Below are 19,446 nucleotides of genomic sequence, written 5' to 3' on the forward strand. Positions count from 1 at the left end.
CGACAACCTGCGCAAGTGTGCGCGCCTTTTGCAGAGCTTACGCTTTCCGCTGACGCCTAAACCCAGGCAATGTTCGACGAATGCGGCCCAGCCCACTAACAGGCGTAGCGATTCCTTCAAAATAACCCGATACGAGGCCGTCCGCTATAGACCGCGGCGAATCTACGGCGACGGGGAGGAATCGTTAATGCGCCATCAGTATGCAACGCCCTGGATATGGTTTTTTCTGCTGCCGCTCGCGTTCGACTACAAGGCGACCGACGCGAATACGGGTCACTTCGCGCAATTCATTTTCGTGCTGCCGGCGATCGCCGCAGGGATTGCCCTCCTTCTCATCGCGCCGCGCTTTCACGAGCGCTCGCGGCTGCGCTCGATCGTCACGTGGAGCATGATCCTGTGCGTGTTCGGCAGCATCGTCGCGCAACTCGTTCAGGATAACGACACCGGCAACTATCTGCGCGTGCTGCTGCCGTTCATTCTCTTCATGCTGGGCTATCTCGTGGCGTGCCGCCCGTGGAGCGAGTTTCGCATCGCCCAGTTCGAAAAAGCCCTGTTTGTCGCCAACGTCATCAGCCTTCTGTTCACCCTGGTCTACGGCATGGCGACGGGCGGCGGTCTCGACGACGTGCGCTTCCGTATCCTCTCCGTGACGTTGCTGGGTTTGCAAGGCGTCTTGCTGCACGAATTCATCGTGGCAAAGCGTTACTCGCTTTTCACCGTATCGATTTTCGCCCTGAGCGTGATCATCGAGTTGCTGAGCGTGACCCGCAGCGCGATGGTCGGCACGGTGCTGCTGTTCCTGATCGCAATGGGGCTGAGCGCGCCGTCGATCCGGCATATCTGGCGCGCGATGAGCCGCACCGTGATCATCGGCGCCGTGCTCGCCGGCGCGGCCGGCATTGCTGCCCTGACTTTCCCGACCGTCGCCGAGCATTGGGCGCAGCGCATTTTCGTCTCCGAGGAAACCCGCTCCGGCAAGGATCCGACCACGATCACGCGTCTCGCGGAAATGCGCGACCAGTACGATCAGGTGACCGCGGAGCCGACGACCTTGTTGTTCGGCGAAGGCTACGGCCACTACTACCGCTACTCGCCGGTCTACCTGCCGGACCTCGCCGGCCAGATCAGCGAGAAGGACTTCTACGCGATCAGCGAATGGGCCGCGGGTCACAACTTCTGGGTCTACCAGCTCTTCGCGGGCGGCCTGCTGTTCGGCATCGGCATGCCGTTGGCCACGCTCGCCGCGCTGGCGATCTGCTTCTTCTCGTATCGCTACTGGCGCTCCGTGGTGCCCGACGCGCCCATGCTGCCGGTACTCGGGCGCGCCATCATGCTGTTTGCCGCGTTGCCGGCCACGTCGATCGGCGGCAATCCACTCGGGCCACGTTTTTCCGGGCTGATTTTCGGCGTCGCGCTCGGCTTGATGATCGCCACGCACGCGCGTTTGCAACGCGCGCTGCCGGCACGCGTACGGCGCTTCCGTAGCCCGCCGTCCGTGCGCCCGGAAGCGATGCCGGAATTGCCCGGACGGATCCGGCCGGGCATGGGCCGCGCCGACCTCTCGTCCACGCTCGGCATGTCGCACACCACCAGTTCCGCATCCGAAGCCGGCCAGTTCGGCGCCCTCGTCCCGCGCTCGCCGCCCAGGCATCGCTCCAACTGACCGAATACCGCCCGATGAAAATTCTCCACCTGCTAGCAAGCGTCGACCCACGCGCCGGCGGTCCCGTTGAAGGCGTTCGCCGCAGCGGGCTGGCGATGCGCGAAGCCGGCCACGAGATCGAAGTAGCGACCTGCGATGCGCCCCGCGACGCCTACCTTGCGTCCTTCCCCTTTCCGATCCACGTCTTCGGCCCGACCAAAAGCCGCTACAGCTTCAGCGAACGCCTCGCGCCGTGGCTCGCCGCCAACGCGAAGCGCTTCGACGCGGTGATCGTGCACGGCCTGTGGCAATACCACGGCTTCGCGGCATGGAAAGCGCTGCACAAGAGCGAAGTGCCGTACTACGTGTATGTGCACGGCATGCTCGACCCGTGGTTCAAGGAGGCTTACCCGCTCAAGCATCTGAAGAAATGGCTGTATTGGCCGTGGGCCGAATATCGCGTGCTGCGCGACGCGCGCGCCGTCATCTTCACAACCGAGGAAGAACGCACGCGCGCACGCCAGTCGTTCTGGCTGTATCGCGCGCATGAACGGATCGTGCCGTTCGGCACGACGGTGCCGCAATTGAAATCGGCGCCGCTGCGCGAAGCGTTCCTGCAAGCCATACCGAGCCTGCGCGGCAAACGCATCGTGCTGTTTCTCGGCCGCGTCCACGCGAAGAAAGGCTGCGATCTGCTGATCGACGCTTTCGCGCGCGTTGCCAGCCGCGATCCGGCGCTGCATCTCGTGATCGCGGGTCCGGATGAAACCGGCTGGGCCTCGACACTGCGCACCCAGGCGCAGGCCGCCGGCATCGCGCATCGCGTGAGTCTGCCGGGCATGCTCCAGGGCGAACTCAAGTGGGGCGCTTTTCATGCGAGCGACGTGTTCGTTCTGCCGTCGCATCAGGAGAATTTCGGCGTGGCGGTGGCCGAGGCGCTCGGCTGCGGATTGCCGGCGCTGATCTCCGATAAGGTCAACGTGTGGCGCGAAATCGAAGCGGACGGCGCGGGTATAGTGGCCGCGGATACCGTCGACGGTACGGAAAAGAATCTGCTGCGCTGGCTCGAAATGAATGACGCGGCTCGCGCGGCGATGCGCGCGCGGGCGGCCGAGACGTTCAACACGCGCTTCCGTGTCGAGACCATGGTCAACGCGCTGACCGCTCTGCTCGAAACCAAGGGCGGCCACGACGACGCGCGTAACAACGACAATACGCTCACCGCGCTGCGCGAAACGACCCAGCCAACCCACTGACACGCACCGCCTGTCACCAGGAAAGCTCTCGAACCAGCAACCTAAGCGAAGATGGCGCGCCTTGTGCGCGCCATCTTCGCTTGTCCTGATCACACGCTCACTGCTCTTTCATCAACGGCGTCAAGGTCGAAGCCGCGATCGGCAACGTGTCGACCTGCGGCGGCGTCTGAAGCGACATGTTGGCGCTGTTGGCCGCTTCGCCTCGCGTACTGCCGACGGCGTCCGGCACATTGAGTTGCCGCATCAGATGGCCAGCGAGACGCAACGACAGCGCGGCAATCGTGATGGTCGGGAAATTGGCGCCGACGGTCGGAAACACCGAGCTTCCGCCAATGTACAGATTGCTGATCCCGTGCACCTTGCAGTCGCGATCGACCACGCCCTCGCGCGGCGAATCGTGCATGCGCGTGGTGCCCATGTGGTGCCAGGTGCCTTCGAGCTTCGCCGGCCACGTCCGGCCTTCGAGCGGCTCATCGAGCGTGACGTCCGCGACGTTCGCCATCTGCAATTCTTGCGCAAGCAACTGGAACGTCTTGTCGAAAGTGCGCTGCACCTGGTCGCCGAGGCGCCACTCCACCCGCACGCGCGGCATGCCGAAATGGTCGCGCTTGTCGGCCGACAGGGTCACCCGGCTATCCGGATTGGGCTCCGCTTCGACGATGGCCTGCAGCGTCACGTCGGTGATCAACGCGGGCCATTGCAACAGCCGAGTCAAACCGAAACCGACGGTGTCCAGCGGGTGCGCGATCATGGTCTCGATGTCGCGCTTCACGCTGCGGCCGGGCTGATCCTTGCCCATCAGCGCTTCCTTGAAACGGATCAACGCCTCGGAACCCGCGCTGCCCTCGCCATACCATTTCGAGTAGAGCCACACGCGTGAATTGAGCAGCTTCTCACGTTCCATCCACTCCTGCTTCGGCGCGAACTGGGACGAGATCTTCGTGCCGTGCGCCGAGACAGCCACATTCTGGTAGTGGTACTTGATGTCGTATAGCTTGTTGCGCGCGATGCCCGGACGGAAGCGCACCTTGCCCGACATCATGCGCGGATGATCCATGAAATAGCGGCCGACCAGATCATTGGCATTGCCGAGTCCGGCGGCCTGCACGTTGTTCGATGCCAGCAGCAGGCGCGCGTTTTCGATACCGCCCGTGGCCAACACGAAAATTCTCGCGGTCACCGTTATCGCGCGGCCGCTGATGGTGCCCACCTTCAGTTTCGAAATCGTCGTGCCCTGCGCGTCGGCGTCGATACTGAGCACGTTCGCATGAAGGAACACGCGGACCCGCGTCGAATGCGACAGTTCTTCGCGATACGCCTTGCCGAAGCGAACCGGCGGACTGAACTGCGCAACGGTATCGCGCATGTCGCCGGTGGCGAGCGGCAGACGGCGCACGTCCTGACGTCCGATCTCGCGCTCCCAGTAAGCGGGGTCGAAATTCTGCGGGCCTAGCTTCAACAGTTCATGCGTGCGCGCATAGTAAGGCGCCAGTTCATCGAGGCCGAACGGCCAGCCGCTGTGCGGAATCCAGTCGCGCTTTTCGAAGTCCCAGGGATCGAGCGGGCGGCACCAGCCGCCCCAGCAGTTGCTGCTGCCGCCGAAATAGCGGCTGCGCGAGCCGTCCGCGAACGTATAGGGAAGCCCGATGTTCTCGCCGCGATAGAGGTCGCGAGTTGCGTCGTCAGGTCCAAAACCACCGCTTTCGAGCATGCAGGCGTCGATACCCGCCCTCGACATTTCGAGCGCGAGCGTAATGCCCGCGACGCCTCCGCCGATGATGCAGACCGTCGTCTCGACGACGGTGTTCTGTTCAACAGTACGTGTATCGATGAACATCCGCTACTCCCCATCTGCTTCACGCATTTCCTGAGCACGGCGCGGTTCGCCGGGCAGAGCTGGCAACCGGGCTACGCAGACGTCGCAGCCGGAACTTGCATGGATGACGCCGGCGAATGCCGCGCATCATGCAGCGCGGCAATTGCCTTGCGACGGCCGGCATTCCGGCAAAACGACCTTGGCCACCCCAGCGTACAAACGCTGCGGTTTTAAGTCTGTGGTTCAGGTCACGGAGTCGAACCGTTTCCTGATAAAACGGCAAGGATTGCCGCCGTACACGCCTTCCGCTTCCAGCGAACGATGCACGACCGACAAAGGTGTTACGACCGCCGAACGGCCGATCGTCACGCCCATTTGCACCACGCACTTCGAAGTGATCCAGACGCCGTCCTCGATGATGATCGGCGCGACGTGCAGATCCATCGTGGTGCTCATGTCGTGCGATCCCGCGGTGAGGAACGTGCCCTGAGAAATGCACACGTTCGAGCCGATGCGAATCAGCGTCTGGTTGTAGATCCACACGTCCACACCGAACCAGGAGTTGTCGCCCACCTCGAGATTCCATGGCGCTTTCACGCGCAGCGGATGCACAAATCGGCAACCTGTACCGATCTTCGCGCCGAACAGACGCAGCAACGCAACGCGCACACCTGAGAACGGCAGCAATTTGTTGTTGATCACACAGGCTTCCAGCACGAACCAGATGAGTTCGATCAGCGCGCCGCGCCTCGCCTGATAGTTTCCTTTTCCGGCCTGCGACAGATCGATCACGCGGCCGTTCGCGCGCGCGCCCTCGGCCTGCGGCATGCGCCCGACGTGAGGATCGTCGGCTACGTTACCCATCGGCTTTCTCCGAACCACGAACAGTGGTAAACATATGCAGGCATGCCAGGCAAACCTCTCACATTATGTTGCGGCGCCCGGCCCGGCTTCACACGGTGGCTGTGCAGGCAAGCGTTTTGGCGGCTACACGCGTACTGGTTGGCGCACGATAGCTTTATCCCGACAGCATCTCCTTGGGGAATCAGATGATGACCTCGCTTCGACACACTGCTAGCTGGACGCTTCTCGCGATCGCATCTTGCGCGGTGCCGGCGTTCGCGCAGAACGCCGCGCCCAATAACGCGGCTCCCGCCCTCCCGCCCGCCGCGACGGCGGCCAACGGCTACGGTCTCAATGCACAGCTTCCCGCCAACCGGCGCGCCGCGCATCGCAGTAGCGAGAAGGCGTTGCTCGGCTCCCCGAACCCCTACAGCACCGACGGCGCGCAAGGCGATACGAACGATGCCCAGCGCGCGGCGCTGCTCGACACGCAACGCATGACGGTGCTGGGCGGCGACCAGGCCGCGCAGCCCGCTGTGGGCAAAGGCAAGGGCAAGGGCAAAGCACCCGCTGCGGCCAACGGCCAGCTGCGTGTGGCCGCCCAGCCGGGACGTCCGAATGCAGGTGCCGGTCCGGCGCCCGCAGGCGCCGTAAGAAACACCTATACCGATCCCTACGCCAGCAAGCAGGGCGTGTACCGTTCTCCGTGGTGATATCGACTTCATGACAGCCGCGTGCCGGATCAATCCGGCGCGGCTTCCTCCGCTGTAGCCGGTTTTCGCCGGCGCCGCGCCGCAGCACCTGAAGGCCGCGCGCCGAAAGACGGCGTGCCGCCTTTGCTACGTTTGCCACCCGCCTCACGCAGCAACATCGCGAGCCATTCCTCGAAGGTGCGAATCGTCGACTCGGGCGATAGCGTGCGCTCCGCATAAGCCCGCGCCGCTTTGCCAAGTGCTGCGCGTCGTTCCGCGTCGTTCGCCAGCGCCGTGATCGCCGCCGTCAGCGCTTTCAGGTTGTCCGGCGGCACGACCACGCCGCGCGGCGCCACGGCTTCGTAGAGCGCCGTGCCGCGACGCGCCATCGCCACGGTCGCGCGGCCGCTCGCGAACATGCCGGTGAGCTTGGACGGCATGACGAGATCGGCCGCGTCGCCACGTTGCGGCAGTACGTGGATATCGGCGAGGTTGAGCAGTTCGTTCAGGCGGTCCAACGGTTGCAGCGGCAGGAACACGCAATTCCTCAATCCCGAGCAGCGTTCGCGCAGATCCTCTTTCGCGGCGCCGCTGCCGCAGAACACGAAAGTGAGGTCCGTGCGCGCGGCGAGCGCGACCGCCGCATCGGCGAGCGTCTCAATGCCCTGCTTCGCGCCCATGTTGCCGGAGTACAGAACCACTTTCTGGTCGTCAGGAATCCCCAGCAGGCGACGGAATTCGCTCAGCCGCGTGAGCGGAAAGATCGTCGCCACGTCGACCCAATTGGGCAGACAGACAACCTTCGACGCGTCGACGCCCTTGGCCGTCGCGCGCTCGCTCATCTGCCGCGTGATCGAGGACACCGCATCGAAGCGCCGTAGCAAAGCGCTTTCCACCCAGCGTGCCACGCGGGCCGCGAGCGAGCTTTTCAGCAGCCCCAGATCGAATGCCGCATCGACCTCATAGTCCTGAATATGCAGCCACGCTCGCGCTCGCGTGACGCGTGCAAGCATCAGCGACCCGGGCGCGCACATCAAGGTCGGTGCGATCAGCATGACCGCGTGCGGGCGCCAGAGCACGTGTCGCACAAGCAGCGGCAGCGAGGTCGCCGCGAAGGTCGCCAGATGCAGCATGCGCTTCAGGCCGCTCGGATGCGCGGGCACCCACAGCGGCGCGCGCCAGATCGCCACGCCGTCGCGCGTTTCGTGCTGATAGCGCCGCGACGCGTAGCCCTCGCCGACACGCCACTCCGGGTAATACGGCGGAGCGCACACCACGCGCACGTCATGTCCGCGGCTCGCCAGCAGCACGGCCATTTCCGCCGTGTACTTGCCTACTCCCGTCAGCTCGGGCGCATAGTTGATGCCGTAGATCAGTATCTTCATCGTAGCTGCCGGAGCGAGTGAGGGCGTTGTGCGCGACCTGGCCGGGCGAAGCGGCTCAGTCGCTCAACATCAATGCACAGCCGCGGGCGATATTGGCCGCCGCGGAAGGCGGATCGAAACGGCGAATCACATCCATGCAACGGCGCGCGGCGCCGCCCGCATCGGCGAACGCCTCCATGGCCTTGAGCATGGTGCGCTGCAGGCCGGCGACATCGCCCGCTGTAAACGCATAGCCGCTCACCCCGTCGATCACCAGTTCCGGCACACAGCCGCAACTTTCGCTGACCACGGCCGGGCAGCCATGCGCGAGCGCCTCGTTGACCACGAGTCCCCAAGGTTCGCTGTAACTCGGCAGCACCATGCAGGTGGCGCCGTAATATTCCCGCGTCAGCGGCTCGTCCTGCAGACTGCCGACGAACGTCACCGCGTCGCCGAGTTCGAGCTCGGCCACCTTCGCATGCAACGCGTCGCTCATCGGGCCGGTGCCGACAATGCGCAGCTTCGCCGCCGGAATACGCCGCCGCAATCCGGCGAACGCGTCGATCAGCGTGCCGATGCCTTTCTCTTCGGACAGACGTCCCACGAACAGAAACACCGGCGGATTACCCGCGCGTGCGGCGACCCGCTCGACCAGCGCACGTTCCGGCGAAAACGAACCGGGCATCGCCGCGGCCTGACACGGCACGAAAATCTTGTCGCGCTTCGCGCCGAGCGACAGCAGATACTCGCGGCTGCGCTCGCCGAAACCGAAATAGCCGTCGCACAGCGAGAAAAACACGCGCTTCGGAATCGACGTCAGCAACTTTTTGGGCCGGTCGCGGGCGGTCGAATCGCAAAACACCGCGCGCCGCTTGCCGGTCACGATGCACGCCGCGAGCATCGCCCAGTATTCCGGCCGGTGGTAGCCCGGCAGCACGATCAGATCCGACTTGGTGCGCAATACTTCCCACGTCAGCCGTGCAATCAGCTTCATGGTCGGCACGTCTTCGTAGCAGCCATCGAACAGCTTTTGCATCGGATAGCGGTGAAACGAATAATCGACGTCTGAAAAGCCGACGCGGTCGTGCTCGGTATCGGCGATCTGCACCATCGAATAGCGAATCGCTCCGGAAGCCGAAATGTTATGCAAGGCGGAAAACACGACACCCTTGTGGCGCGACCACACGACGTTGTGGAAGATCGTGACTGACGCTGTCATTTTTATGCCACTCCTAGAAATATCGTCCTGCGTACATTGCGCGTCCTGCGCATGCACAGCGTCCCCTTTGGTCCGTCAATCCAAAAGCCGCGCCGAAGCGGCAGTCCATGCGCCTACGCTTCGATGGCGGCGGCGGGCGTCGAACCAGCGTGTGATTCGACGAAGTCACGATAGGTTGAGGCAATGCCGTCGGTCAGCCCAATCGTGGCCCGCCAGCCCATTTGCGCGAGTCGCGAAACGTCGAGCAGCTTGCGCGGCGTGCCGTCGGGTTTCGAGGCGTCGAACACGAGTTCGCCTTCGAAGCCGACCACCTTGCAGATGCATTCGGCCAGCTCGCGAATCGACAGGTCGTCACCCACGCCGACGTTGAAAAGGCCTTCGGTCACGTTGTGCTCAAGCACGAACAGCGTGGCCGCGGCAAGGTCATCGACATGCAGGAACTCACGGAGCGGCGTGCCCGATCCCCACACCGTCAAGGTGGCATCGCCGTTCAGCTTCGCTTCATGCGCCTTGCGCAGCAGCGCCGGCAACACGTGGCTGCTCTTCAGATCGTAGTTGTCGTTCGGGCCGTACAGATTGGTCGGCATCAACGCGACGTACTGCGTGTTGTACTCGCGGTTGTACGCTTCGCACAACTTCAAGCCGGCGATTTTCGCGATCGCATAGGCGTCGTTGGTCGGCTCCAGCGGCGAGGTCAGCAGATACTCCTCGCGGATCGGCTGCGGACATTGCTTCGGATAGATGCACGACGAACCGAAGAACACCAGCCGCTCGACCTTGGCGCGATACGCGGCATGGATCACGTTGGTTTCGATCACCAGGTTTTCATAGATGAACTCACCCGGCTGCGTCGCGTTCGCGAGAATGCCGCCCACGCGCGCGGCCGCGAGCAGCACCACGTCGATCTTTTCGCTTTCAAAGAAGCGATTCACGGCGGCCTGATCCGTGAGATCGAGCTCCTTGCGCGAGCGGGTGATCACGTTCTGATACCCGTCGGCGGCGAGACGCCTGACCAGCGCGGAGCCGACCATGCCACGGTGGCCCGCGACGAAGATGCGTGCTTGTTTGTTCATCGCCGTTACTCGTGATGTTCCAGCGCCGTGAATCCGGCCAGCGTGACGAGCGCGTCACGTCGCGCGATCTGATAGTCAGAGCGCACCATTTCCTTGACGAGCGAGGCGAACGAGGTGGTCGGCTGCCAGCCGAGCTTCGCATGCGCCTTCGACGGATCGCCGAGCAGCGTTTCGACCTCGGCGGGCCGGAAGTAGCGCGGATCGACGCGCACGATCACGTCGCCCGGCGACATCCTGATCTCGCGCCCTTCCACCTTTTCGACAATGCCGATTTCGTCCACGCCGGTGCCTTCGAAACGCACGGTGACGCCCAGTTCAGCGGCGGCGTGCTGCACGAACTGGCGCACGCTGTACTGCACGCCGGTGGCGATGACGTAATCCTCGGGCTGCTCCTGTTGGAGCATGCGCCACTGCATCTCCACGTAATCGCGCGCGTGACCCCAGTCGCGCAGCGCAGACAGATTGCCGAGATACAAGGTCTTCTGCATGCCCACCGCGATGCGCGCGACGGCGCGCGTGATCTTGCGCGTCACGAATGTCTCGCCGCGCACCGGCGATTCGTGATTGAACAGAATCCCGTTGCAGGCGTAGAGACCGTAAGCCTCGCGATAATTGACGGTGGTCCAGTACGCGAATAGCTTGGCGACGGCATATGGGCTGCGCGGATAGAACGGCGTAGTCTCCGACTGCGGCACCTGTTGCACGAGGCCGTACAGTTCCGAGGTCGAGGCCTGATAGAAGCGCGTTTTCTCCTGCAAGCCGAGAATGCGGATCGCTTCGAGAATGCGCAAGGCGCCGAGGCCGTCCGCGTTGGCGGTGTATTCCGGTTCTTCGAACGACACCGCCACATGGCTCTGCGCGGCGAGGTTATAGATCTCGTCCGGCTCGACGCGCTGGATCACGCGCAGAATGCTGGTCGAGTCGGTCAGATCCGCGTGGTGCAGAAAGAGGCGCTGGTCCGGATCGTGGGGATCGCGGTAGAGGTGATCGATCCGGTCTGTGTTGAACAGGGATGACCTGCGTTTGATGCCGTGTACGTCGTAATCCTTGGAAAGCAGCAGTTCCGCCAGATACGACCCGTCCTGTCCAGTGATGCCGGTGATCAGCGCGACCTTACGTTTCATGGAGCCTTCTCCTCGTTAATCTTTGCAATCCCATCAATGCCGGAAGCTTTGCTGCGCGGCTTTGCCGAGCGGCCGGCCGTCGGCCGCTGCCTCAACCGGCGATGCTGTCGTAGCCGTAGTAGCCGCCCTGATAGCCCGAGCCGAGGAACGCGCCTTCCTGCGGCACATCGGTCAACAGAACGCCTCTGAGCCCCACGCCGCCATTGCGCAGCCGCTTGGCCGTTTCCATGACTTCGTTGAGCGGATGGCGGCCGTGGCGCACCACCAGCAGCGTCGTGCCCGCGTACTTGCCGATCACCGTCGAGTCGGTCACCGCGAGAACCGGCGGTGTATCGATGATCACGAGGTCGTAATGCGCCTTCAGTTCTTCGAGCATCGTTTCGAAGCGCTTGCTCATCAGCAGTTCGGCCGGATGCGAGGGCAGCGTGCCCTTGGCAAGCACGTCGAGACCCGGCAGCACGTCGCGCTGAATCATCGAGCCCAGATCGCCGCCGCTCAGCACGTCGGACAGACCCGGCTGATGAGCGACACCGAAATGCGAGTGCACGTCGCCGCGCCGCATGTCGCCGTCGATGATCAGCACGCGCTTGTTCGCCGACGCCACCAGCGCCGCCAGATTCACCGACAGGAACGACTTGCCGGAATCGGGCCGCGAGCCGGTGATCATCACCACGTTGTTCTCCGCGTGATCGAGCGAGAGCTGCAACGAGGTGCGCAGATTGCGCACGCCTTCCACGGCGATGTCTTCCGGCGCCTGCTGCGCAAGCACATGCAGCCCGCGACGGCGCAGCATGACGTTTTCCTGCAGCTTCAACTGCGTCTGGCTGCGCGGCACCACCGCGAATACCGGCACGCCGAGCATGCCTTCGAGTTCGTCCGGGCGTTCCACGCCGCCGTACATCGCGCGCTTGAAGAAGGTCAGCAGAATGCCAAGCACGAGGCCGCCGCCGAGCGCGATCAGAATTGCGATCACGCGCTTCGGCCGTACCGGTTCATCAGGCGCTTCGGCGAAGTCGACCACGCGCACGTTGCCCACCTGTCCCGCCTTCGCCACGCGCAGTTGCTGCGCGCTGTTCAGCAGATTGGTGTACAGCTCCGTGTCGACATGCACGTCGCGCAGCAAACGCAAAGCGGTCTGCTCCGTATCCGGCATCACCGCCACGCTGCGATTCATGTTGGCCGCCGCGCCCTGCAATGCCGCGATCTGCGCGTCGAGCGAGGCCACTGCCGGGTGATTTGCGGTGAAGCGTTGCGACATCTCCGCGCGTTGCTGCTGCAGATCCATCAGCTTGGTTTTGTTATCGACGATCTGTTGCAGCAGCAGGCGGCTTTCTTCGCCCAGGTCGACCGTGCCGTGCGTGTTGCGGAACTTGTTGTAGCGTTGCTCGGCGTCGTCGAGTTCCTTGCGCAAGCCCGGCAGCTGCTGATCGAGGAAGGCCAGCATGTGCTCGGCTTCGGTCGAACGGCTCTCCACATCCTGACGCACGAACTCGCGCGCCATGCTGTTGACGATCGCGGCAGTCAGGCCGGCGTCGCCGCCTTCCAGACTCGCGCGGATCACGCCGGATTGCAGCGTGGTTTCCTGCACCAACAGAGCTTTTTGCAAACGGTCCACGGTGCTCAGTGTCGAGGCGCGCTGCAATTCGAAACGCGAGCCGGCGGGGCCGACCAGCTTATCGACGCGCAGTGTGATCGGGCCGTCGGCGGTATCCGTTTGCACGGTTTCGCCGACTTTCCCCGACAGAATCGCAATGCCGTTCTTGTCCCGCAGCACGTACGATCCGTCATTGCCGGAAATCAACGTGAAGGTCGCGTCGTACATTTCCTTGGACGTGTCGAACTGCGACACCGAAATGCTCTCGTCACCCCATGCATAGCCGGACAGGTTGATGAACTGCGGCAACTTGAAGCCCCATTGCCCGTTCACCAACCCCGCAATCATTCCGCCGATAACCGGAAAATAGCGCGGCGTAGCCGTGATATCGAGGTGCAGCTTCTTGACGGTCTCTTCCGTGACAAGCCGCGACTTCAGCAACTCGATCTCCGCCGCCGTCGAAGGCTTGGTGTCGAACATGCCGGTGAGCGGCGGCAAGGAATCCTTGCCGTTCGCGTTGGCATTCGCCGTCTTGTCCTCTACATGAAACAGAACATCCGCGCGGTACGTCGGCGGCGCGAGGAAAGCGTACGCGCACCCGAGCGCGAGCGCGATCAACGTCACCACGACGATCGTGCGCCAACCTCGCACGATCGTGCGCAGATAGTCCGACAAGTGAAGCTCGTCCGGACCGGACACGTCGGTGTAACGGTTTTCAAAGTTGATTGCCATTTTCTTCACCCAACAAGGTCCGGAGGTTCAAGTTCACACTGTGCGGTTACTATTTCGCGAGAACGGCGCCCGTTACAGCCGCATTGATCGCCGGCAGCAGCAGGTTCAACACACGGTTGAAGCGGACCAGCCCGCCTTGACCGACATACACCACGTCTTTCGGCTGTAGTTCGAACTGATTCGCGAGCACCATCGACACCGGCGAGGTCGCGTCGAGGTGGTACACCTGAGGCGTTTCGCTCGTCGAGTTGCGGATCACGAACAGTTGCCGCGCCGCGGCCGTGTTCGAGTCGAAGCTGCCGCTGTCGGAGATCGCTTGCGAAAGCGTCAACGAACCGTTGCGCATCGGCAGGATGGTCGCCGGCTTGTTGACTTCGCCCATCACGTAGACACCGCTGTCTTCACGCGATGCCACCCGCAGCACGTCGCCCGGTTGCAGGTAGATGTCCGACGGATTTTTGCCGCGCTTGATCAGGTCATCCACGTTCAGCTGATACGGCACGCCGTTGCGCAGCAACACCACGCGGCTGCGATCCGCATTGGCGCTGAGGCCGCCGGCCTGGCCGATCGCGTTCGTCAGCGACATCGGAATGTCCGTGACCGACAGCGCGCCAGGCGTGCGCACTTCGCCGTCGATATAGACCTGCTGCGCGCGGAACGAGGCCACCCGCACCGTCACTTCCGGCTTCTGGTACACCTTGCTCAGACGCTTGTAGAGCTCCTTCTGGATCGTCGTGGCGTCCTTGCCGGCCACATGGACCGTGCCGGCATACGGGAACTGCACGTCGCCGTTTTCGTCGATCAGGAAGCCGGGTGCGGCGTCCGACGTCTTCGTGTTCTGCTGCGGCTGACCGAGCGCGGCCGCGAGTTCCGGGTGATCCCACACCACGATCTGCAGCACGTCGCCAGGGCCGACCTTGTAAGCGGTCGGCTTGCCGAACAGCGCGGTCGTCGCCGGCGGCAGCGTCGAAGCCGTCTGCGCCTGGTTCATCTTGCGCAGCAGCGAGAGATTGATATCCGTGATCGGAATCTGTTGTTGCGTTGCCGCTTCAGTACTGAAATCACCACCCGTGTCCTGAATTGCGGCAGGCGTAACCATCCGCTGGCCCGGTGCGATTCCGCATCCGGAAAGCAGCGTTGCAGCAGCGAAAACCAGGAGACTTCCCGTGCGTAGACCAAGCGAGCTCATGATGTTCCTCCGTGTGCCACGGCGTTTTTCCTCGAGGGACGAAGCGCGCAGCGTTTTGTTAACAACTAATAAGCGTTTCGATGCACCAGTCCGGCGACTATCGTCGCGCCGATAATCCGCATGTCGAGCGCGAACGACCAATGGCCCAGGTAATACAGGTCATGTTCGACGCGACGTTCCATCTTCTCGATGCGGTCGGTTTCGCCACGAAAACCGTTGATCTGTGCCCACCCCGTGATCCCCGGTTTTATGCGGTAGCGATTGATATAGCCCGCGACCACTTTCTGATAGAGGTCGTCGTGCTCGAGTGCGTGGGGACGCGGTCCTACGACCGACATGTCGCCACGCAACACGTTAAAGAATTGAGGCAATTCGTCGAGGCTCGTGCGGCGCAGAAAGGCGCCCACTTTGGTGACTCGCGGATCGTTACGCGTAGCTTGCCTGACGGTGCCTTTTTGCTCCGTGTGCAACCGCATAGAACGGAACTTATAGATTGTGAAGACGTGACCGTCGGCGCCTTTGCGTTTCTGCTTGAACAGAACCGGACCGCGCGAGGACAGTTTCACCGCGATTGCGATGACGAGCATGATTGGCGCGAGCGCGATCAAGGCGGTCAAGGCGAACAGGCGGTCGAAGATTTCCTTCTTCAGCATCGAGCTGGCGGACAGTGGCGAAGCCACGAGATTGATCGCCGGCACGCCGAGCAGATCGATCACGCCGCTGCCCTCGAAGAGCGCGAGGCTGCGCACGTCCGGCATGAAGCGGATGTTCACCAGATCGTCGCGGAATTCGCTGACCAGCGAACAGATCAGCGGCTCTTCGGAAAGCGACAGCATCAGCCACAGTTCGTGCACGTCGTTGGTCCGCATGTAGTCGGCGAGCGCGTCGACGGTGTCGAACACCGGGACGCCAGGGCTTGCGACCGGCGAGACGTCCGGACGCGCGTTGTACACGGCCGTGGCGCGAAAACCGGTAGTCGGCGCGGCGTTGATCCGGCGAATAATCGCGTCGCACTGCGAGCCGCTGCCGACAATCGCGACCTGATGCAGATTCAAACCCGCGCTGCGTGCCCTTGCCAACACGGCGTGCGTCATCAGGCGGTACGAGATCAGCAGGCCGCCGGTTACTGCAGTCCAGTACGAGAACCACAGCCGCGACACGAAGTCGATACGATGCAGCGAATACATCAGCACGAGCGCGCTAACCTGCACCATCAGCCACGCGAGCGACACCTGGCCGGCCAGCACCAGCTTGGAGCGGCCGCGCCATGATTCGTAGACACCAAACGCCGGAAAGATGGCCAGTGCGAAGGCTGCGGAGAACATCACGAGCGCCCAATAGAATCCGGACTGAGCGAGGTAATCGAAGCGGATCTGCGACGCCACCGCCGCGCCCGCCAACACCAATGCAACATCAAAAATCCGCGCGAGCAAATCCTGAAACTTGCGCATTCTGGTCACCTCGTTCTTGCCGTTCTTGTCCGCAGTTGAGTCCGGCGTGCTGTTTAGGAGCAGCGGCCGTAGTTGTCGTTAAACCTCACAATGTCGTCTTCGCCGAGATAGGCGCCTGACTGGATTTCAATGATTTCGAGCGGCACCTTGCCCGGGTTTTCGAGCCGGTGCTTGATGCCGAGCGGGATGTAAGTCGATTCGTTTTCACTCAACAGAAACTGCTCTTCGCCGCGTGTGACGAGCGCCGTGCCGCGCACGACGACCCAGTGTTCCGCGCGGTGGTGATGCAATTGCAACGACAGTTGCGCGCCCGGCGTCACCACGATGCGCTTGACCTGGAAACGCTCGCCATGGTCGATCGAATCGTAGAAACCCCAAGGACGGCGCACCTTGCGATGCGCGTCGGCCTCTGGCGCGTGCTGCGCCTTGATGCGCGACACCAGCCCCTTGACGTCTTGCACATGCGCGCGGTCGACCACCAGCACCGCGTCGGCGGTTTCGACCACCACCACGTCGGTGGTGCCGACACAAGCGACCAGCCGGCCTTCCGAGTGCGCGTAGCTCGATACCGCCCCTTCGAATGTCACGCGGCCGCGCCCCGCGTTACCGTTGGCGTCCTTCTCCATCGCGGCCCAGACGGCGTCCCAGGAACCCAGGTCCGACCAGCCGGCATTCAGTCCGACTACCACGCCCGCCGGCGTTGCGGGCGCGCTATCCGGCGCTTCGGGGCCGGCAGTCTCGGTGAGGCGTTCCATCACCGCATAGTCGATCGAGTTCGCGGGCGCACTGAGGAACGCGTCGACCAGCGGCCGGAAATACGCGCCGTCCAGACGGCCGCCAGTGAATGCGCGCTCGCAGGCCGCGTGCATGTCCGGTTGCAGACGCTTCAACGTATCGAGCCACACGCTCGCGCGCACGATGAAGATGCCGCTGTTCCACCAATACATGCCTGCCGCGACATACTTCGCCGCGAGTTCTTCCGCGGGCTTTTCGACGAAACCGTCGATTGCGTGGCCGCCGCCCGCCAGCTCGGCGCCGACGCGGATATAACCAAAACCGGTGTCGGGGCGCGTGGGCGGCACGCCCAGCGTCGCGATCGAACCCTGCCCGGCATAGCGCGCTGCAAGTTCGAGCGCGGCCTGCAAGGCGGGCACGTCGGCGATCGAGTGATCCGCGGGCATGACGACGAGAATCGCGTCGCTATCGTCCGCGCACGCGAGCGACGCCGCCAGTGTCAACGCGGGCGCCGTATCGCGACGCGCCGGCTCGACAATAAGACGAGCGTCGACGCCATTTTCATGAAGTTGTTCTGCGATCACGAAGCGGTGTTCTTCGCCGCATACGATGATCGGCGAGACATCCACGCTCCAGCCGGCCGGAAAGCCATCCATGCGCCGCGCGGTAGCTTGCAGCAGCGAGTCGGAACCGACGACGTCGATCAGTTGCTTCGGATAGTTCTCCCGCGACACCGGCCACAGCCGCGTGCCCGAGCCGCCTGCCAGAATGACTGGGACGATGCGCGTGCAACGCGTGCCCGCCGTCGCGGCATCCGCACCGTTCGTGTCGACCGATGCGGCGCCTACAGCTCCCTGAGTCAACATATTCGCATTCCTTATAATTCCCAAAGTTCGACAGAAGTAGGACCGGATGCCGTGTTGTCACACGGCATCCGGCTGGCCCCGTCGCGCTATTCGCCGACTAGTCGGCGACTTTGAATCCGAAATTCGGTTGGCGAAATTCTCATCCGCTTGCGAAACACTTTCGCGAGTCGATCGCCGTTGCCCATGCCGGTGCGCCGGGCAATCTTGTCGACCGGCAATTCCGATTCGGTCAACAGGCTGCAAGTCACCGCAAGGCGCTCGTGCAACAGAAAACTCGACGGCGTAATGCCCATTTCCATCTTGAAGCGGCGCAGAAAGTTGCGCTCGCTCATCGCGGCGAACTGCGCCGCGTCGGCAATCGAGATCGCCTGCTGGCAATTCTCTTGCAGCCAGCGAGCTGCCGCGCGAACCTTGTCGCCAGGACTCAGGCCGCCGTCTTCGCCAAGCAGCGGCGCGAGATTCGAGCACGAGTCCGCCAGCAGGCGCTCGGCAACGGTGCGCGCCGTGGCGCCGCCGAGATCGCGCTTGATCATGGCGAGCGCGCTTCGCATCGATTCGAGACGATCGCCCGCATCGGCCGTCTGTTCGGGCTGGCGCGCCGATGCCGACTGCGCATGCGCATCGCCGACCTCCTGGCTGTCGGGCACATAGGCTGCATCGAGCAACGCGCGACCTTCCGCGATCGGCCGGATCATGCCGGTGTTGCGGCGCACACGACGCAGCCACGCAATCAGGCGTTCATCGCTCGCGGCAGCCAATGCGCCTTTACCGCCCGCGACATACAACGCGTCGAAACCGCCGTAATGCCGCGCGTCGAGTCCGTCTGTCCAGACCCGCAGCGCGGACGACGACGTCACCATGCCGCCGTCGGCCGACAGGAACGAAACGTCGTATAACCAGCCGCCCGAGCCGGACGAGGCCATTTCGTTCGCTGCCTGGAACACCTCGGCAACAACACCTGCTCCCTGCAGCGAGCAGTCGTTGAACATCAGTATCGCGATGCGACGCATACCCTTACTCGGAGCGTGCACCCAGCGCAGCATTGCGGACTCGAGACTTGCGCAGGTCATAGTCATCCTCTCACCAGAAAACGGCTCTACTTTTCACCTTGGACGGCCACAAAGAGGCCATCCTCTGTGCAGCGCATCATAGTCACCGCCACTCAAGCACTTTGCCGCCATGACCGAAAGCGCAGACATGTTGGCGTATGGACAGGGTGACCAACCAGGGATTTTCGGAACAACCCCGCTACCGCCGTCTTTTCAACGAATTAATTGCTGATTCCGCATAGGAATGAATTTGCATTCTGCGAATGTTAATGCAAATAAAAACGCCATTTCGTACGCCACCGCACACACCACGACTACTCGAAAACGGCGCAGTTACAATTTGATCCATCCATCGCCATGCCGATTTAAAGTGATTTTTTCCGGCCTGGACGTCAGAATGAGTGCAACCGGCTTTGCAATCCCGGCATCCGCCGCGCCCCTTGCGCACCTGGGTTTCTTCTGACGATATATGAGTGGGGATGGCAATAAGTAAAACGAACAACCAATATAAACACTTGAGAGTTCGACAAAATTATTTACTTGGTTGTTATTGGATCTCAGGAATATAAACGTGACGATTAATGTTTCAAACGTGAAACACGGAAATAAGAAAACTTTAGGCCGCACGGCAATAGACGGGCCAATGGCCGAATGTGTCGAGAGGGCACCGAGCTATTTCCGCCACCGGTTTGCGGAAATACACTATGCGGTTTCCGCAACACATTGCTTAAAGATGTCACGCGAGGCGGCTCTGACCTGGTGAACTAGTAGTTGGGCGACGCGTCTCTAACCTTTGGACGG

The 19,446-nt window shown here is 62.7% G+C and carries 14 protein-coding genes; 3 read left to right on the plus strand and 11 right to left on the minus strand.

All coding sequences use genetic code 11. The features are described from left to right. Window positions 1–187: 187 nt before the first annotated feature. Window positions 188–1,663 carry a hypothetical protein gene (locus tag B0G75_RS21985; protein ID WP_106310245.1) on the plus strand — a complete coding sequence of 492 codons (1,476 nt, stop codon included), beginning with the start codon at window positions 188–190 and terminating at the stop codon, window positions 1,661–1,663. A gap of 14 nt (window positions 1,664–1,677) precedes the next feature. Then, window positions 1,678–2,898 (plus strand): glycosyltransferase, encoded by a 1,221-nt coding sequence (locus B0G75_RS21990; RefSeq protein ID WP_106310248.1) that lies wholly within the window; start codon window positions 1,678–1,680, stop codon window positions 2,896–2,898. A 97-nt stretch (window positions 2,899–2,995) separates the two neighbouring features. Here B0G75_RS21990 and B0G75_RS21995 read toward each other — a convergent pair whose 3' ends face one another. Together B0G75_RS21995 and B0G75_RS22000 are read right to left on the minus strand one after the other, a co-directional pair. Further along, window positions 2,996–4,735 (minus strand): FAD-dependent oxidoreductase, encoded by a 1,740-nt coding sequence (locus tag B0G75_RS21995; protein ID WP_106310251.1) that lies wholly within the window; start codon window positions 4,733–4,735, stop codon window positions 2,996–2,998. 222 nt (window positions 4,736–4,957) lie between these two features. After that, window positions 4,958–5,578: a putative colanic acid biosynthesis acetyltransferase gene (locus B0G75_RS22000; RefSeq protein WP_106310253.1), complete on the minus strand. Its 621-nt coding sequence runs from the start codon at window positions 5,576–5,578 to the stop codon at window positions 4,958–4,960. Window positions 5,579–5,763: 185 nt separating this feature from the next. Here B0G75_RS22000 and B0G75_RS22005 point away from each other — a divergent pair, with 185 nt between their 5' ends. Next, complete coding sequence (locus B0G75_RS22005) at window positions 5,764–6,270, plus strand: hypothetical protein (RefSeq protein ID WP_106310256.1); 507 nt, start codon at window positions 5,764–5,766, stop codon at window positions 6,268–6,270. Window positions 6,271–6,299: 29 nt separating this feature from the next. On the opposite strand, the gene B0G75_RS22010 is transcribed toward B0G75_RS22005, so the two are convergent. From B0G75_RS22010 to B0G75_RS22050, 9 genes are all read right to left on the minus strand, one after another. Further along, the gene (locus tag B0G75_RS22010; protein ID WP_106310259.1) at window positions 6,300–7,634 is read right to left on the minus strand and encodes a glycosyltransferase WbuB; all 1,335 of its coding nucleotides are present in this window, start codon (window positions 7,632–7,634) and stop codon (window positions 6,300–6,302) included. 55 nt (window positions 7,635–7,689) lie between these two features. Next, a complete protein-coding gene (locus tag B0G75_RS22015; protein ID WP_106310262.1) occupies window positions 7,690–8,832 on the minus strand; it encodes a glycosyltransferase family 4 protein in 1,143 nt (380 codons plus the stop codon). Between the two features lie 113 nt (window positions 8,833–8,945). Beyond that, window positions 8,946–9,905 (minus strand): GDP-L-fucose synthase, encoded by a 960-nt coding sequence (locus tag B0G75_RS22020; RefSeq protein ID WP_106310265.1) that lies wholly within the window; start codon window positions 9,903–9,905, stop codon window positions 8,946–8,948. Window positions 9,906–9,910: 5 nt separating this feature from the next. After that, on the minus strand, window positions 9,911–11,029 hold the full coding sequence (gene gmd, locus B0G75_RS22025; protein ID WP_012431878.1) for a GDP-mannose 4,6-dehydratase: 1,119 nt from the start codon (window positions 11,027–11,029) through the stop codon (window positions 9,911–9,913). A 91-nt stretch (window positions 11,030–11,120) separates the two neighbouring features. Then, window positions 11,121–13,355: a polysaccharide biosynthesis tyrosine autokinase gene (locus tag B0G75_RS22030; RefSeq protein ID WP_106310269.1), complete on the minus strand. Its 2,235-nt coding sequence runs from the start codon at window positions 13,353–13,355 to the stop codon at window positions 11,121–11,123. A 49-nt stretch (window positions 13,356–13,404) separates the two neighbouring features. Further along, the gene (locus B0G75_RS22035; RefSeq protein WP_106310272.1) at window positions 13,405–14,544 is read right to left on the minus strand and encodes a polysaccharide biosynthesis/export family protein; all 1,140 of its coding nucleotides are present in this window, start codon (window positions 14,542–14,544) and stop codon (window positions 13,405–13,407) included. Between the two features lie 65 nt (window positions 14,545–14,609). Next, the gene (locus B0G75_RS22040; protein ID WP_106310275.1) at window positions 14,610–15,995 is read right to left on the minus strand and encodes an undecaprenyl-phosphate glucose phosphotransferase; all 1,386 of its coding nucleotides are present in this window, start codon (window positions 15,993–15,995) and stop codon (window positions 14,610–14,612) included. 53 nt (window positions 15,996–16,048) lie between these two features. After that, window positions 16,049–17,596 carry a mannose-1-phosphate guanylyltransferase/mannose-6-phosphate isomerase gene (locus B0G75_RS22045; RefSeq protein ID WP_106310278.1) on the minus strand — a complete coding sequence of 516 codons (1,548 nt, stop codon included), beginning with the start codon at window positions 17,594–17,596 and terminating at the stop codon, window positions 16,049–16,051. Between the two features lie 86 nt (window positions 17,597–17,682). Next, window positions 17,683–18,666 (minus strand): helix-turn-helix domain-containing protein, encoded by a 984-nt coding sequence (locus B0G75_RS22050; RefSeq protein WP_106310281.1) that lies wholly within the window; start codon window positions 18,664–18,666, stop codon window positions 17,683–17,685. Window positions 18,667–19,446: the final 780 nt, after the last annotated feature.

Source organism: Paraburkholderia sp. BL18I3N2 (assembly GCF_003001875.1).
In the GTDB taxonomy this organism is placed as follows: Bacteria; Pseudomonadota; Gammaproteobacteria; order Burkholderiales; family Burkholderiaceae; genus Paraburkholderia; species Paraburkholderia phytofirmans.